This is a genomic window from Desulfitobacterium sp. LBE, from assembly GCF_007830365.1.
GTDB classification, from domain to species: domain Bacteria; phylum Bacillota; class Desulfitobacteriia; order Desulfitobacteriales; family Desulfitobacteriaceae; genus Desulfitobacterium; species Desulfitobacterium hafniense.
In genome coordinates, this window is sequence record NZ_VLKD01000001.1 from 3,656,474 (window position 1) to 3,671,631 (window position 15,158).

Genomic DNA, 15,158 nt, shown 5'->3' on the forward strand with positions numbered 1-15,158 from the left:
CGCTCGCTTAAAGTCGCTTCCCTTGTGTAAATCAAAATCCTTGGGCTGCTTTTCGGATTTAAGTCTTACGGATGCTAGGCGGCTATCTGACCTAGCTCTGGAGATATTGAGTACGTGAGATTTGATGTAGAAAGCCTCCGGTGGAGGGTTTCAGGATCTCACGCCCGAAGGTACGTTGTCTGCAAAGCGACAAGACCCAGATATAAAGAAAGATACTTTAATGGCGAAGGAGCGTATTCAAGTGGAAGGTAAAAAGGTTATGGTAGTCTTCGGGACACGGCCTGAAGCGATTAAGATGGCTCCCGTTGTTCAAGCGCTGAAAAGAACGTCTCTGCACTGTGAAATTGCTGTGACTGCCCAGCATCGGGAAATGCTGGATCAGGTGCTGGAGCTGTTTCAGATTAAGCCGGATTATGATTTGAATCTTATGCAGGCGGGACAGACCTTAACGGACATTACAACCCGCGCCCTCCAAGGACTGAAGGATGTGCTGGAACAAGCCAAGCCTGATCTGGTTCTGGTCCACGGAGATACCACAACCACCTTTGTGGCGGCTTTAGCAGCCTTTTATGCCCAAATTCCCGTAGGTCATGTGGAAGCGGGGTTACGTACAGGCCATAAATATTCTCCCTTCCCGGAGGAAATGAACCGCAAACTGGCCGGAGTTTTAACGGATTTGCATTTTTCGCCTACGGAAACATCCAAAAGAAACTTATTGGCTGAAGGGGTCCCGGAGGAGAAAATATATGTCACAGGCAATACGGTGATTGACGCCTTGCTGACCACCGTAAAAAAGGATTATACCTTCTCCGATGCCGCCTTAAGGGAAATATTGGGTCAGAGTGCAGGACAGCGCATGATTCTTGTCACCACTCATCGCCGGGAAAACCTCGGTGAGCCCATGCGGCAGATCTATCGGGCTTTAGCAGAGGTTTTGGAGCATTATCCGGATACTTATGTGGTGTTCCCCGTACATAAAAACCCCTCTGTCCGTCAAGTAGTCAATGAAGTTCTGGGTCATAACCCCCGGGTCCATATGATTGAGCCTCTGGACTATGAACCCTTTGTCAATCTTCAGGCTCAAGCCAATATCATTCTGACCGATTCCGGAGGAATTCAGGAAGAAGCCCCTTCCCTGGGGATCCCCGTGCTGGTGGTTCGGGACACCACTGAGCGGCCGGAGGCGGTGGAGGCGGGGACCGTATCTTTAGTGGGAACCAGCTATGAAAAGGTTCTTCAGGAACTGAGCCGCCTCCTGAGCAATCAGGAAGCTTATGAGAATATGGCTCATGCGGTTAACCCCTATGGTGATGGCCGGGCTGCAAGCCGGATCGCGAAGATTACTGAAGATTTTCTTCAAGCATAGAGGGCTTGGAAAAGACGGCTAGAGAGTGTCAGAGAGTATCAGAGGACGTTAGAGACTGTTGAAGCTTGTTGTGGGATGTGTTATTCGGGAGCGGCCTTCTTGCTTTCCTTAACCGGTGCGGCAAGGGCCTTTTCCTCCAGGCTTGATAAATAGTTCTTTGCTTCATCGTAGAGTCTGCCTGCCAGTTCAACGAACATGTTATAGCTAAAGACTAATCGCACATATTTGGGCAAAAGCTGATACCCTTTTTCCACCACGAAACCGAATTTCTCTTCCCCGGTCTGCAGCGCATACTCCTCAGCCTGCTTCTCCAGTCTCAGCATCAGCGAGAGCACAATCTTCCCCGCCTTGGTCCTTCCCTGGCTGATCAGATAAATAATAAAGACTGCCACAACAAGCAGCAGCCCCCAAAAGTTCTGGATATAACCTAATGCGGTTTCCATGGCCGATCTCTCCTTACAATCCTAATTTCGCAGTCTCTATCCGGTCACTTCCGGCATAGTAGTAATTTCTGTTGCCGTTTGTTCCCTGCACTCCAACCCAGTGCTTATGCTTGGCCTGGATATTCTCTGCAAAGGCTTTATGGACCATCGGGCATTTCAGCTTAAAGCTGAGCAAAAGCGCAGCTCCGACATCTCCATCGGCATAGATTACGAGGTGATCCACGTCATGCTCTCCTTTCAAATCAGCAAATAACTCTGCCCAGGGAAACTTAGCCCCTGGGCAGTTTGGTCTGTTGATACTGTCAATTCTATAGTGGCCAATGATATGCCGGCTATCAACGGTGAGCGCTGGATATTTGGTGATGAGCTGCTTGTGGAGCCATAGGGTGGACTGATACTGAGCTTCTGTCAGCTCATCTCCAGGCATTCCTTCGTGTTCAATGCCGATGGTATAGTAGTTGGGATTCGTTCCATCATACAGATTCCAATCGGGTTTGTTCACTATGCCTGCATGCCAGGCTGTGTTTTCATCTTTGACCAGCTGCAGTATGCGGCTGTTTCTTAAAACCAAATAATGGGCACTTGCCTGGGAGCCAGGATGCTGCATCCAGTCCAAGCAGCCCGGATAATAACCGGCGGTGATATGATTGACAATGGCCAAGGGCTGGAGGCCATTGCGGCCATACCTAAAGTTGGGGGTACCTACCCATTCGATTTGCGGCATGATTACTCTTCTTTCTGCTCGATGCGGTCAATCCGCTTGTGAGCTTGTTTTGATGATTCTTCAACCCGGGTAAGGCGTTCACCCATAGCATCTACGCGCTGCCCTTGGGTACGCTGTTCAAGCCGGATATCATCTACTCCGCGCTTAAGATACTCCATATCTGTGCGGAGGGCGGTGTCGATTTCGGCATCTTTTCTGACGTCCTTCTCTGCTTCCTTAGCTCTTGCCGTCCAGCCTAAGATGATTCCGGACAAAGCAGCCGCTACCCCAAGGAGGGCGGCTATAAGTGTAAAGTCCAAGGGCTATCACCTACCTCTTTTGAAGATTGGGGTTTAATACAACATCACATTCTCATTCCGCTGATGATCACCTGCGTTCCGATGGGCAGGGTAGGCGTTGCGTAAGTAATAGTTATGCCCGTGCAAGTCTGCGGATTTTGTGTACCTTTAATGAACAGCGCTTGTCGTATGTTCGCGCTCGTTCCTGCGTGAATAGTGGCCGCCATAAATTCACCCATGATGTTTGTCCCTGCAGATGTGCCCTTTATAATCGTCCCGCTATAGGTATCTCTCATAGGCGCACGAAGTACTGTGGCTTGAGTGCCATCCAAATAGTAATTCTCAGATGCAATACCCGAAAGGGTAAAATTCGCAGAACTCGAACTCGTTGTGCCAGACACTCCATCGGGGAAAATAATTTTAACTTCAAATTCTTTTAGTGAAAATGTGTTATTCTTTTTATCTCGGTTGACTGCTAAATAAGAAGTGCCTTCAGTGGTCACAGTAACAGATGCTATCTCTTCCCAACCTCCATCATCAAGCTTAGGAGTAGTCCCACCCATACCACCTAACACTAACCATAAGGCGAGCAATTGTGCGTATTTATCGCCGCCCATTGAATTTAAATGGAGATGATTTTGGTTGGTGTATATCCCTATATTTTCACGAGTAAAGCCCATAAATCGCTGTGTGTCTATATATTGACACCCAACGTGCAAGCAAGATGAAATGATACTCTGACGGTGTCCTTCAAATGGAACTTGGATAGGTGTGGTACTTTCTAAGTAGGGCTGAATGACCCATATGACCTCGAGTTCAGGGTTCTTTGATTTTATCTGCTTTGTAACATACTCTACCGCCCCACATAGGGTTGATATATCAGGAGTGTCTTTACCCGCATTTCCAATGGGTACGCCAGATGACCAATCATTTACTCCCCCAGTAATACATAACAAATCGTAAGTAGACAAATCATCAAACTCACCCTCATCGACACGGGTAACTAGCGATTTGATAGGCTCCTCCCCTAACCGCTTGCTGATCGTGGAGCTGGAAATACCATCTCCCTGAATAGATGCTAGATCTAGCAATGACTTAAGTCGATCCAAGTAAACAGCATTTTCTGAGGCCCACGAATCGCCTGTAAAGTATATAGATTTACCCCGTAGTCGATTTAGGATATAATCTTTTGGTTTGTTAATTCTTCGTAAGCTCGGCCCCGCGAAATAGACCGGGTTATCTATATTGGCTTCATTGGTTTGTACATACACTCGATGCCTTTCATTCTCTCCCTGCCAGCAAAATTCTGTGGTAAACCGCTGCCAGTCATTGGTTATCTCCCGTGTACCATTCTCGGAGCCTAGAACGTAGTCATAGGAACCGCCGGTGTCGCGTGGAATTATAAAGCGTGCTTCAACGTTACTAAATTGGGTTCCATCTTTTCGAGCGTAATACGATGCCTGGTACAGCTCTCCTGGTATCAATTCCGCGGTCGTCACGCCAGCCAGCCACGTCCACGCCTGCCACATTTTTAACACTTGGCCGCCGTGCTGAATTTGCTCTAAAATTTCAACCCCCGATTGACCTGGATCAAGTGAGGACCAAGTAAGTGGGGTGGGGTAGATGTTTGGCCCTTGCGCACCCAAAGTTATATTGTGCAAAAAATCGTCTACAGTCCCGGTATTTCCTTGTGTCAGCCAGAGGTCATAGGCGGAGGCGCCTGCCGGGCCCGGTTCTCCCTGAGGACCTTCTTTTCCTTCCACATTTTGCACATCAGCGATCAGCTGCCGCAAAATGGGAACTTCGTCCATGCTCTCGATCACCTCGTCGTTTAAAAGAGCTTTCCGAACGTCAAAGGCAAAACGAGGAGTAGTAAGTAGTTTTTCCCCCGCCAACAGTCTTACTTCAGCATGCACCTTGCCGGCCGCCGCGATCGTGTTTGTTTTTAGAGTACACGTGATTTTTCCATTGGCGGCGTCCGTGATGTTTACCCCGTTGGCCAGATCCTGGATAACAGTTGTGCCGTCAGGTTTTGCAAAAACAATTTCGACGGTCAGATCTGATAGGTCGACAGGATCATTCATCTCTCTGATTGAAATGTCCAGAGCACAGGTTCCGGTATCATCCTGTACAAATTCCATAACAGGCGCGTGCATAGCCTTTTCGCGCTTTATATCCAGAGAAAGTCCGTATTTTTTTAACAACATTTTTATTCTCCTTCCAAATAAAAAATGACACCCTTTAGGCGTTCGCGGTGCTGCACAAAAGGGGCCTTTTATGTGGCAAATATTTCCTTATCGTCTCTAATATATAGATATATGTCCTCTCATAAAATAAAAGTATAGTGAGAATATAGCTAACTGTACTAACACGACAAGTAACCCTTTAAAAAACATGTTTTTTTGTGATAGCCCGTAGCTTGATGAGACTGCCAAGCCTGAGTTGGAAAAAATAGTAAGGTAACACATGCTGATAGCCTTTGTTACTAATACATACAACCAGATTTTATCGACAAATTGACTAGCCATAACAAGAGGAAGAATTATAGTAGTAAGACCTGTATTGGTCATAATATTTGTTAGTCCACAGATAATAGTTAAAATCAAAACAATCCCTGAAAAAGAGTACAAGTATTCAGGTAAGATAAGCTGATAATGACTTTTAACTAAGTTACCGATAAGAGAACCTATTACAATGCAGAAAGTCCATATATAAACTCCCTTAAGTGGCATATTCTTCAGTTCATCTTTGCCTAACCTAGCTATGACTAAAGACGTTAAAGCAATTAAACACATGTATAAAGGACTAAAGCCTGTTAAAGCTCCAATAATGCCTAAAATTGAAAACGCTCCAATAACGACAGTTTTTAATGACGGTTTTTTGAACTGTATTTCTTGGGGCTCTACATATGTATTTTTAATGAACATAAGTAAGCAAATTGCCGTACCTACCAAAGATAAAAAAGAAGGAAGCCAAAATAGGCTTCCCCAGGTTAAAATATCTAATCGTTCACCAGTGAATTGTTCAAGTAAAGTCCAGCCAATAATGGTATCTCCACCGCCGAAGTAGGTCCATTCACTTCCTACCATGTTACCCCAGGTAGTGGCGAGCAATATCTCTACTTTGCTTAATCCTCTAGAATCTGCATAGAATAAAACAATAGGCGTTAATATTAAAGCTAATGTGAGATCAAGCGTGAATGCACTTAAGATTGTAGCAATCATAAACCATGCAAGCATGATAATACGAGAACTTTTTATATTCTTTAATGGCATGTAAAGATATTCAAGCAAACCTACTTTATTTGCACTGATTATCAATATAGTTAAAGAGAACATTAAAGTAATGTTTGTGAGTATCTTACTCCATAGACTCAAACTAAATATGTCCAAAACGAACCTCCCCTTTGTAACCATCAGGGTAACAACAAGTGCATCCCTTTAGCTTGCTGCTCATTTCTTGTCTGATTTTGAATTCGTTGAAATTAAATATTGTTCCAAACTTATATTTTCCTAGTAATGGACATGGGATAATATTCCCATGTTGATCAATCCCTATTTGGGTTGATTTACCCTCTGGGGTTGTGCATTTATATTTTACACCTCTACAATTACCCCCCTTGTTTTCAATAAATTCATCCATATCATAATCAATATTTATAACTTCTTTATTACCGCTTGCTCTACCAGAAGGGGCCATACGTTGAAATTTAGGATGTATATTAAATTGATTTACACTGAAATTAATAAATTCTTCTACCTCATCTCTAGTAGTTTCTTCTTGAAGGACTTGCATAATATTAACTTTGTACCCTATTTTTGTTACTCTCTTAATAAAGCTCACTGTTTTTTTAAAAGTACCGTTCCCCCTTAACGACTCATGTTTTTCTTTAAGACCATCTAAGCTTACCTGAAAATAAAGAAGTTCTTTATCAAAATCACCTGTAAATTTATAAGTTCCATTTGTATTTAGTTGTGTTCTTATGCCTTTACTTATGGCATATTCTACAATCTTCTTAGTCTTTTCATAAACTTGTGGGGATAAGGGTTCTCCACCAGTTAACTTAAATACTTTAGGAGCAACCTTACCACTTTCAAAGAATGATATAAGGCTTTCCGCTGATACTTCTTTACCATTATTTATAGTTGCATTTTGTAAGCAGAATGGACACCTAAGATTACACCAATTGCTTAAAATAATTGTAAAACTTTCATACATACTAAAACACCTACCTCAAAGTTATTAGCTCTATATAATTTTCATATATAGGATAATAACTGAGTATTCTTCTAACATTCGGCCAAAGATTCTCACGACATTCGGCCACTTAATCCGGTGACATTCGGTCGGAAGTTCCGATGAGATTCGGCCAGTCAACGCGCGGCATTCGGGCAGACCAGACACCTCAGAATAAACCCGGTACAATGAGAAAAAAGGCATTGTGCGGGGGAAACAAATGAGGTGTGAAGAACCAGTGAAAATCATCGAAATCATACGGCTGTGGGAGCAAGGCTATTCTCAAAGGGAAATTGCAGCCAGCGTGAAATGCGCAAAATCTACTGTAGGCGAAGTCCAACGGCGATGCAGGGAGCACTCGTTGACCTACTCTCAAGCATCAAACATGACCGACGACACCATCAAAGCAACACTCTATCCGGACAGCTTTGCCAAACGATACGTCAAGGATGAACCGAATTGGGAATCCATACACGCCCGGCTTGTCGCCCATAAACGGCAAAATCTTCAGTTTCTTTGGGAAGATTACCGGGCTGGCAACCCCGATGGACTGGGTTACAGCCAGTTTTGCAAGCGCTATACCCTATGGCGAAATGAAACGGGAAAAGACGTGATCATGGTTCAAACCCACGAGCCGGGCAAAGAACTCTTCGTCGATTGGATGGGAGACACATTAAGTTGTGTCGTCGATCCTGAGACAGGTGAGATGCTCACCGCCCACTTTTTTGTGGCCACCCTGGGCGACAGTGGTTATCCCTATGTGGAGGCCTTTGCGGATGAAAAACTGGAGAATTGGCTGAGCGCCCATGTCCACACCCTGGAATGGCTTCAAGGCGTACCCCGGGTTATTGTCCCGGATAACTGCAAGACAGCGGTGAGTAAGCCGGGATATTATGATCCTCAGCTTAACCCCGCTTACTGGGATCTGGCTCGTCATTACGATGTGGCCGTGATTCCGGCAAGAATCCGGTCTCCACGGGACAAAGGCCAAGTGGAAAGCAGTGTGGGATGGCTGGAAACCTGGCTGTTAGAATGGTTAAGGCCACAGAGGTTCTTTACCTTTGAGGAATTGAACCGTGCCATTGTAAAGCGCTTAAAAGAGCTGGTCAAGCGGCCGTTTCGCAAACGGGCCGGCAGCCGTGAAAGCGTCTTTCAGGCCGTGGATCGACCAGCGCTGCGCCCTCTGCCGAGCACTCGCTATGAGTATACTCACTACATCGTCCGGCGGGTTCCCGACAACTACCATGTGGAATTCGAAGGGTTCTACTACTCCGTACCTCACCGCCTGTTCAAACATCAGGTCACGCTGCGGATCACAGCGACTTTGGTCGAGATCCTCAGCGAGAACCGAGAACGCGTGGCGCTTCATCATCGGCAGTATCGGGGGTCAAGGTATGTGACCACCACCGAACACATGCCGGACGCTCATCGGCATCAGCAGGAAGCCAATCGGTATAAAGGAGACGACTACCGCCAATGGGCGCAGCTCGTAGGAGAACATACCGAGTTTGTCATCGACACCTTGTTGCGTGCTCAGCATGTGGAGGAAACCGCTTACCGGGCGTGTATGGGTCTACTCCAAATGGGAAAGCGATACGGTCAGGACCGTTTAGAAGCCGCTTGCAAACGGTCCTGGGAACTGGGAAGCTGTACCTACAGCACCGTGAAAACCATCTTGAAAAATGGGCAGGATAAAGGCCAGTCTCCATCCCCCGTCAAGCCCACCCCAGTCCATAGCAATCTACGTGGCGCAGCCGCGTTTCGATGAGGAGGTGACATAAGATGATCTATCCTACCCTGGAAAAGCTCGCCACACTACGGCTATCCGCTATGGAGCAAGAATACCGGAGGCAGTTGGAATTGCCGGCCATGTCGGAGCTATCCTTTGATGATCGGATGGCGATGTTGGTCGATGCCGAGTGGCTCGCCCGATTCAACAAAAAGCTAAAACGGCTGATCAAGGCAGCCCATCTGCGAGAACCCAAAGCCTGCCTGGAAGATCTTGATTTTCACCCGGCTCGGCAGCTGGACAAAGGGAAGGTCGCCCGGCTCTCCGATGGAAAGTGGATTCGTGAAGGCCGGAACCTGCTCATCACGGGATCCTGCGGAACTGGCAAAACCTACCTTGCCAGTGCCTTAGGCAACGCGGCCTGCCGGCAAGGACTCAAGGTGCGCAGCTTCCGGGTCACCCGGCTTCTCACCGATCTCCAGATCGGGCGTGGGGACGGGTCCTGGAACCGGCTGATGGCTGAAATGAAGAAGCCGGATCTGCTGATACTGGATGACTTCGGGATTTCCCCTTTAGGAGCGCTCCATTGCCGGGATTTCCTTGAAGTGATTGATGACCGATATGGAAGCAAATCTACCCTGATCACGGCGCAGGTTCCGGTTTCTGAATGGCATGGCCTCTTTGAGGACGCAACCATTGCGGATGCTGTACTGGATAGACTGGTGCATAATGCGTACCGGTTTGAGCTGCAGGGTCCCTCCAAGCGGCGGGCCTTGCCGGAGGGGGTAGCCGCCGAGACGCTGTAAAGCTGCGGTCGCCTACGGCTCCCTTCGCTTTACAGCGTTCAGTCCCGATTCCCAGTTGACAGACATAATGGACTGATTATACTTGAACTCAAGAGGTTGTCGGGCTTCGCCCGAATCATAGCGTAACAGGTGGCCGAATGCGGTCGGAATGCCCGCCCGAATGAGAACGGATTGCCGGTCGGAATCGACCGGAATAAGCATAATAACTACCTTCATTAAACCATTTCCATCTAATATAGTCATCTAACCATATTCCAAAAGGGATAAGGAGAACCCACAGTAATGAATACTGTGGGCATATTTGACCTAAGACATTACCAAGCTTATCAGAGTAATCCCAAACGGCAAGACCCAGATATTTGTTAATAAACAATCCTGAAAATAATTCTATTGTTAAAACTGCTGGGAGGCCAACTAAGACTTGCTTATATACTTTTAAGTTTGTTTTCTGATTAAGCAGACCAATAAATAATCCACAAATCCCTCCAACAAAAAGCATACTAACATGAGTCCATCCTTTCCAAACAGCTTCTAAATGAAAGGTACACCATTCCAATCATAACAATAATAAAAAGATATTTTACCAAACTTTTTTTGTCCATTCTATCGCCTCTACTTCTTCAACAGTTGTAGTAGGTAATATCTGGGCCTTAAGCATATCAAAAGCTTTAATTCTCTCAGTTTTAAAAACAGCACCATCAGTTGATAATTTAATAATTTGTTCCATGGTAAAGTCAGTGCAAATTGATTCTGTCGCACTTTTCCATTGAGGTACGAAGCTTGGATTAAGAGTAGCTAGAGTAGCCTGTCCTATAAGATTATTTTGATCATCTCTGCTATTGGTATACCACTCCATAGTCCCCCGTGCATTAGAGTAGAAACCTGACAAAATCTCATCTTCACATTCCCGTGAAATTTCAAAGAGCTTATTAGCTTTATGCTCTTCTAGTGACTGAGGCTCTGAATAAGGGGAAACGAGATTCAGTTGCCTTTTAAGTAATTCAATATCTGCTGAAGGAATATTTGGACTATCAGTCGGATTATATGGTAGATTTTCATGATATTCATAAAACAATTCTTTCGTAGTTGGATTGATGTAGAGGACATAAGACTCATTCGGGCGATGCTCAGGTTTCGGAATTACTTCTACCGTAAGACTATTTGGTTGATTTAGCATTTCCTCAGTAACTCCCGTAACCGGATCATCCGGCATATGATTTTGATAAAACACTAAAGCTTTATCCTGGGTAATTTCATTGTACATAATAAACGTGGCCATTATAATTCCTCCTCTAATTTATGATTTTATACGCATGCCTAATAATGTACATATAAGCAGAACTACTACTATATTGCCAAACACCATAAGCAAGTTGCGAGTTCATATAAATTATGTCATATACTGAGTAGTACGACCCAGGTGAAACACCTAATTCACTTACTAGGTTGCAATTACCTGAGAATACCCTATACCCAACTTGGATCTTACCATCTAAAGTATTTCTTATTTCTTCTCCATCTGCACGTCCTTGCACAATACCGGCACTTCCAGTTAATTGCAATGAAGAATTAAAAGATCTGAGTGTGTTTGTTCGGTCTGCTTGATAAATAATTCCATTGCAAATACCTATCCGACCATATCCATTGGCCATTCCAGTAGGATTTGGTGTACTATTTCTAGGTTTAGATCCTAGAGTATATGTTGCTATATGATTTCCACCAGATGGGTTAAATTTCCACAGAGTGTTCTCCCAATAAGCCCAGAATACACTACAACATCTCCCACTATACCCGGACTGACAAGTATTATATCCAATATAAATATATCCCGCCGAATCCACACAAGCACTGAATCCACTTTCCCATGTATCACGTGTTCCAGGTATTGTGCAAGTAATAGTTGCCACTCTTGCTAATGTATCTGGATGCCATTTCTCGATAACAATCGTATTAGGATTTGTACTATTAGCCACATATCTCGATGTATAGATAAATGCATCTTCGCTGTAAATAACATAGTTGTTACCTGCTACTGCTATATTTGTACCACTTCTGATCACTGCCCCGTTAGAGAATTGTAATCTGTGTAATTCAGAAACACCACGAGTAGTTATATAATACAGATAACCATTTTTAGTCATACATTGATATTGCATAGACTGATAACTACCTGAACCATTAGTAATTGCGGGATTATACACACTCCAGTTTGCACTACTACCAGACATATTTACAATATATAGATCATAATTAGTATGACGTAGAGCTATGATATATCTAGGCGTAGTTTCTATGTTAGGGGCATAAAAATATAGCCTATTTATAAAATTACTTGAATAACTAGCGGTTCCTTGTTCGGTCAATGTAGGGACGGAACCTAATGAAAGTACAATCGATAAGGCATCACCAATAGCATAACTAGGCCCTGTGCCTGTTATACCCCCTATTATAGAGCTTTTCTTAATTAAAGGTGCTAAAGCAGGAGCTAATTCAGCAGTAATTGTCCCGCCGGGAGTGTATCCTGCTGGAATAGCTTTGGTAGGTTTTGCGCTTCCGGTGATTTGTAGGGTTGCGGTTTGGGAGGGGTTACTAGGCATTGTACCCGTTCGTTTGATCTTTGAGTCTGTATTGTAGTACGTTTTCCCCGACAAAACATTTGCATCAGCGGCATCCCCTGTGAGTTTCACCTCCCCCTTACCCTGTAATATAAAATTTGTGCCATCGTACCGCAGGGTATAGACCCCGCCTGATGCTAAATCGCCCGATGCCACGGTTGTTCCATCGGGATTTCTTATTGCCTTTGCTCCCTTGTCATTCCAATTTAATGTACTGGCACCTGTGTTAACCGCATGAATTTTTACCGTAATGGCCACTCCTGTGACCAGAGCAGGGAGGGCAGGAGTGGTGGAGGCCGTATAAGTATTCGCGCTCCCAACGGTCACAGCATATGGTATTTGTTGTGTAAAATCCGCCTTGTGCGCAGCAAGGGCATTGTTCACGGCTCCGGCTGCACTATCCGCGTGGGCCTTGGCAGAAGTTTCCGCCGCATTGGCTTTGGCTTGAGATCCCGCAATAGTTTCCGCATGATCATCCACAGCCTGAAGCATTTCTCTGATGGCTTGCCTTGAAACATTTTCATTTCCTAAGGGTAAGGGTATTCCTAATCGTGCTGATTGTTCTGGCATCAGCTAAGCACCTCCAGTTCATTCCAAGTAAGACCTTGAGCATCGAACTGAGCCCAAGTCCAGTTTTTAGCATCAAGCTCATACCACACCAGATAAGTAAATTCATAGATGGCTTTCAGATGGGCTGGTTTTATCTCCTCAATCGCATCTTTAAGATCATCCAGATTGGGCGGTATTCCTTTGGCCCCTACAAATTTCACAATAAATTGATAATTGGCGTTATTTTCGGCAATTTCTACTTCCCCATTGCTGAAGCTTTCCGCAGCATTTTTAATCATCGAGATTGTCGTTGAACCTTGGCCGCGCATCTTGCTTAATAGTCTGGTTCTGCGGTAATCATAAGATTTTAAGATATCTGTTTTAAGTCCATAGGCCTGCTCCCAGTAGCTTAGTCCCCAGGTAGCTGTGTTGACATCCAGCTGCTTAAACACATCGGCTTTAGCCGCCGTTGCAGCCGCGATCTGATTTCCCAAAGCCTTCTGCAGTTCCACAACTTCCTGACTGTTCTTGTAATTGACCGGCAATAACTCAATCAGCTCCGCCATCAGCTGATCACCACCGTTCCTGCTACAGGGACCTCATTAGCGGCGATGGCAATATTTGATGTTCCGCCATTGACGGTTAGATCCTCATAGTCAATGACACCTTCGATATCCAGGAGCATAAAAGCAAGGCGATTGTAAATCAGTTCATACTTTTCAAAAGCAATGCTCTGCAAATAAGCGTTCAAGCTGCTCGCAAAAGCTTCCTTCACTGCAGACTTGGTGGTTGTACTTTCAATAGTAATTATTGCCTCTACATTAATCGTAAGCGCCGAAGCACTTTCTACGGTCACCGTCGCTCCAATGGGCCTATTCTGTTGGATATAGTCAGCGCAACGCGTCACAACCTCTTGATCCACAGGAGCTTTAGCAGGGCTTACGATCAGGACCTTAACCGTGCCCGGTCCATTCCAGAGGGGAGCTACCTTTACCCCTCCCACACCATCAACAGCCAAGGCCCATTGTTCATAATGATAAACATTGCCGCTGGTCGCCGGCTTGCGAAGATAGGCATAGAGCCTTTCGACCAGGCTTTTATCGCTTTCCGGGTCTGTACCCCCGATGGCAGCTTCATTGGTTACGCCGGTAAGCCCCGAGATGCTGACAATCTGCTGAGTAATGCTGCCGCCGGGAACATTGTAGGCTTCGCCTGCTTCGGACGCTATGGCTGTGGCGCTGGCTGCTCCGGCGGTGATCGTAACCGCCGATTCAGTCACAAATTCCAGGCCGTCACCCGTTAGAAAAACCGTCCCTTTAGGAACCACCTTACCGTCAACTCCTGTGAAGTGCAGCACTGCGGTAGCCTTTGTACCGGATTTTCTGGTGATCCCATAATGGGCAGCCTTTTTGTCAATATATACTCCGGAGGTCTCATCCACATAGACCATGGGAATAAGAGCATTCAAGCTGTCGTAAAGCTTCCAGATTGCTAAAGCGGTGGGGCTGACCAGATTATTCGTATAGCTTCCTTCCCGGACATCAGCCAGATCAAGTTCATTTAAGATATTTTTTTTGATACTTTCAGGAGTAATCGTTTCAAACATTGAGATTCACCTCCCCATAAACTGTGATTATTCGGCAGCCAATCTTTACTGTTTCATTGGCAAAGCTAACTGTTATATCGGCTACATCTGTAATATATGGATTGATTAACAGGCATTCCCGTACAAATCGGGTTACCTCAGAACGTTTGAGGTCATCCGTAAAAGGCTGGCCAATCAACTGCTCCACTTCGTTGCCATAATTCCAAGTGTAGATCTCATGCCGGTACCTGGGGGTATGGAGAGCATTCCATGCCCAAACCAAAACGGCCCTTGCCCCGGTGACAAAAGAGGGTGAGCCGTTTTTATAGATCGGTATATTCAGTTCAAAATCCCAGTCCACTTCCCGGCAAAGGGGCAACGCTGTTTCAACCCTTGCTGTGTCCGGCTGAATCATGGGGAAAAGGCTCATAGGCTCACCACCTTGCAGAGAATGATAAATTTCTGATTATCCTCAAGGGAGAGCAGCAGGACAGTGTCGCCTTCAGCTAAACTGCCCTCTATGCCGGCGGTAGCCGACATACTGCCGCCACTGACCGCCAGATTCCCTGTATCACCATGAAAAGTTCCGGTAAGATTTCCGGATAGTTCCGACATGGATAGGGCTTCAGTACGCCGCGCAATTCCCCCATTGATCAGCAGATCGTCCCCGGACAAAATGATGCCTGATGTACTTACTTTAAGGGGATTAACGTTAACGACTTTCCCTAAGCGATAAGATGTGGGCAGTTGTTCTTTAGCTTCACCGCGCATAGTCTCCAAAAGTCTAGTGTAAGGGTTGTCTTCCATAGTTAAGTGTCATTCCTTTC

The 15,158-nt window shown here is 45.5% G+C and carries 16 protein-coding genes; 3 read left to right on the forward strand and 13 right to left on the reverse strand.

Translation table 11 applies throughout. The annotated features are described in order from the left end of the window. Positions 1 to 175 precede the first annotated feature (175 nt). A complete protein-coding gene (gene wecB / locus DESLBE_RS17415; RefSeq protein WP_144677702.1) occupies positions 176 to 1,366 on the forward strand; it encodes a UDP-N-acetylglucosamine 2-epimerase (non-hydrolyzing) in 1,191 nt (396 codons plus the stop codon). A gap of 80 nt (positions 1,367 to 1,446) precedes the next feature. Here the strand turns inward: wecB and DESLBE_RS17420 are convergent, their stop codons facing one another. The 6 genes from DESLBE_RS17420 to DESLBE_RS17445 all read right to left on the reverse strand — a co-directional run bounded on the left by DESLBE_RS17420 (position 1,447) and on the right by DESLBE_RS17445 (position 7,029). Next, complete coding sequence (locus DESLBE_RS17420) at positions 1,447 to 1,809, reverse strand: hypothetical protein (protein ID WP_144677703.1); 363 nt, start codon at positions 1,807 to 1,809, stop codon at positions 1,447 to 1,449. Positions 1,810 to 1,822: 13 nt separating this feature from the next. Continuing rightward, positions 1,823 to 2,533, reverse strand: coding sequence for an N-acetylmuramoyl-L-alanine amidase (locus DESLBE_RS17425; RefSeq protein WP_144677704.1), 711 nt, complete (start codon positions 2,531 to 2,533; stop codon positions 1,823 to 1,825). A gap of 2 nt (positions 2,534 to 2,535) precedes the next feature. Further along, positions 2,536 to 2,832, reverse strand: coding sequence for a hypothetical protein (locus DESLBE_RS17430; protein ID WP_144677705.1), 297 nt, complete (start codon positions 2,830 to 2,832; stop codon positions 2,536 to 2,538). Between the two features lie 44 nt (positions 2,833 to 2,876). Next, positions 2,877 to 5,018, reverse strand: coding sequence for an SGNH/GDSL hydrolase family protein (locus DESLBE_RS17435; protein WP_144677706.1), 2,142 nt, complete (start codon positions 5,016 to 5,018; stop codon positions 2,877 to 2,879). A gap of 96 nt (positions 5,019 to 5,114) precedes the next feature. Beyond that, positions 5,115 to 6,203 carry a sodium:proton antiporter gene (locus DESLBE_RS17440; protein ID WP_144677707.1) on the reverse strand — a complete coding sequence of 363 codons (1,089 nt, stop codon included), beginning with the start codon at positions 6,201 to 6,203 and terminating at the stop codon, positions 5,115 to 5,117. Next, positions 6,190 to 7,029, reverse strand: coding sequence for a radical SAM protein (locus tag DESLBE_RS17445; protein WP_144677708.1), 840 nt, complete (start codon positions 7,027 to 7,029; stop codon positions 6,190 to 6,192). The genes DESLBE_RS17440 and DESLBE_RS17445 overlap by 14 nt, the downstream gene beginning before the upstream one ends. Positions 7,030 to 7,285: 256 nt before the next feature. Between DESLBE_RS17445 and istA the strand changes: the two genes are divergently transcribed. Together istA and istB are read left to right on the forward strand one after the other, a co-directional pair. Further along, complete coding sequence (istA, locus tag DESLBE_RS17450) at positions 7,286 to 8,815, forward strand: IS21 family transposase (RefSeq protein ID WP_207706455.1); 1,530 nt, start codon at positions 7,286 to 7,288, stop codon at positions 8,813 to 8,815. 14 nt (positions 8,816 to 8,829) lie between these two features. Next, positions 8,830 to 9,582, forward strand: a complete 753-nt coding sequence (istB, locus tag DESLBE_RS17455) for an IS21-like element helper ATPase IstB (protein WP_144674766.1) — start codon at positions 8,830 to 8,832, stop codon at positions 9,580 to 9,582. Between the two features lie 115 nt (positions 9,583 to 9,697). On the opposite strand, the gene DESLBE_RS17460 is transcribed toward istB, so the two are convergent. Genes DESLBE_RS17460 through DESLBE_RS17490 form a run of 7 tightly spaced genes read right to left on the reverse strand, consistent with a single transcriptional unit; the run spans position 9,698 to position 15,138 of the window. Next, entirely contained in the window at positions 9,698 to 10,138 is a 441-nt protein-coding gene (locus DESLBE_RS17460; RefSeq protein WP_144677709.1) for a hypothetical protein, read from the reverse strand. Positions 10,139 to 10,162: 24 nt separating this feature from the next. Further along, a complete protein-coding gene (locus DESLBE_RS17465) occupies positions 10,163 to 10,861 on the reverse strand; it encodes a DUF4376 domain-containing protein (RefSeq protein WP_144677710.1) in 699 nt (232 codons plus the stop codon). A 13-nt stretch (positions 10,862 to 10,874) separates the two neighbouring features. After that, a complete protein-coding gene (locus DESLBE_RS27095; RefSeq protein ID WP_243131334.1) occupies positions 10,875 to 12,767 on the reverse strand; it encodes a hypothetical protein in 1,893 nt (630 codons plus the stop codon). Then, the gene (locus DESLBE_RS17475; protein ID WP_144677711.1) at positions 12,767 to 13,312 is read right to left on the reverse strand and encodes a putative phage tail protein; all 546 of its coding nucleotides are present in this window, start codon (positions 13,310 to 13,312) and stop codon (positions 12,767 to 12,769) included. The genes DESLBE_RS27095 and DESLBE_RS17475 overlap by 1 nt, the downstream gene beginning before the upstream one ends. Next, positions 13,312 to 14,352 (reverse strand): baseplate J/gp47 family protein, encoded by a 1,041-nt coding sequence (locus DESLBE_RS17480; RefSeq protein ID WP_144677712.1) that lies wholly within the window; start codon positions 14,350 to 14,352, stop codon positions 13,312 to 13,314. The genes DESLBE_RS17475 and DESLBE_RS17480 overlap by 1 nt, the downstream gene beginning before the upstream one ends. After that, a complete protein-coding gene (locus DESLBE_RS17485; RefSeq protein ID WP_018305348.1) occupies positions 14,345 to 14,761 on the reverse strand; it encodes a DUF2634 domain-containing protein in 417 nt (138 codons plus the stop codon). The genes DESLBE_RS17480 and DESLBE_RS17485 overlap by 8 nt, the downstream gene beginning before the upstream one ends. Then, a complete protein-coding gene (locus DESLBE_RS17490) occupies positions 14,758 to 15,138 on the reverse strand; it encodes a DUF2577 domain-containing protein (RefSeq protein WP_026198713.1) in 381 nt (126 codons plus the stop codon). The genes DESLBE_RS17485 and DESLBE_RS17490 overlap by 4 nt, the downstream gene beginning before the upstream one ends. Between the last annotated feature and the right edge of the window lie 20 nt (positions 15,139 to 15,158).

Excerpts from the sequence above, each read along its gene's own strand:
- DESLBE_RS17485 (WP_018305348.1), bottom strand. The coding sequence starts at position 14,761 with ATGAGCCTTTTCCCCATGATTCAGCCGGACACAGCAAGGGTTGAAACA.
- DESLBE_RS17445 (WP_144677708.1), bottom strand. The coding sequence starts at position 7,029 with ATGTATGAAAGTTTTACAATTATTTTAAGCAATTGGTGTAATCTTAGG.
- istB (WP_144674766.1), top strand. The coding sequence starts at position 8,830 with ATGATCTATCCTACCCTGGAAAAGCTCGCCACACTACGGCTATCCGCT.
- DESLBE_RS17480 (WP_144677712.1), bottom strand. The coding sequence starts at position 14,352 with ATGTTTGAAACGATTACTCCTGAAAGTATCAAAAAAAATATCTTAAAT.
- DESLBE_RS17425 (WP_144677704.1), bottom strand. The coding sequence starts at position 2,533 with ATGCCGCAAATCGAATGGGTAGGTACCCCCAACTTTAGGTATGGCCGC.
- DESLBE_RS17490 (WP_026198713.1), bottom strand. The coding sequence starts at position 15,138 with ATGGAAGACAACCCTTACACTAGACTTTTGGAGACTATGCGCGGTGAA.
- DESLBE_RS17435 (WP_144677706.1), bottom strand. The coding sequence starts at position 5,018 with ATGTTGTTAAAAAAATACGGACTTTCTCTGGATATAAAGCGCGAAAAG.
- DESLBE_RS27095 (WP_243131334.1), bottom strand. The coding sequence starts at position 12,767 with ATGCCAGAACAATCAGCACGATTAGGAATACCCTTACCCTTAGGAAAT.
- DESLBE_RS17420 (WP_144677703.1), bottom strand. The coding sequence starts at position 1,809 with ATGGAAACCGCATTAGGTTATATCCAGAACTTTTGGGGGCTGCTGCTT.
- DESLBE_RS17465 (WP_144677710.1), bottom strand. The coding sequence starts at position 10,861 with ATGGCCACGTTTATTATGTACAATGAAATTACCCAGGATAAAGCTTTA.
- DESLBE_RS17475 (WP_144677711.1), bottom strand. The coding sequence starts at position 13,312 with ATGGCGGAGCTGATTGAGTTATTGCCGGTCAATTACAAGAACAGTCAG.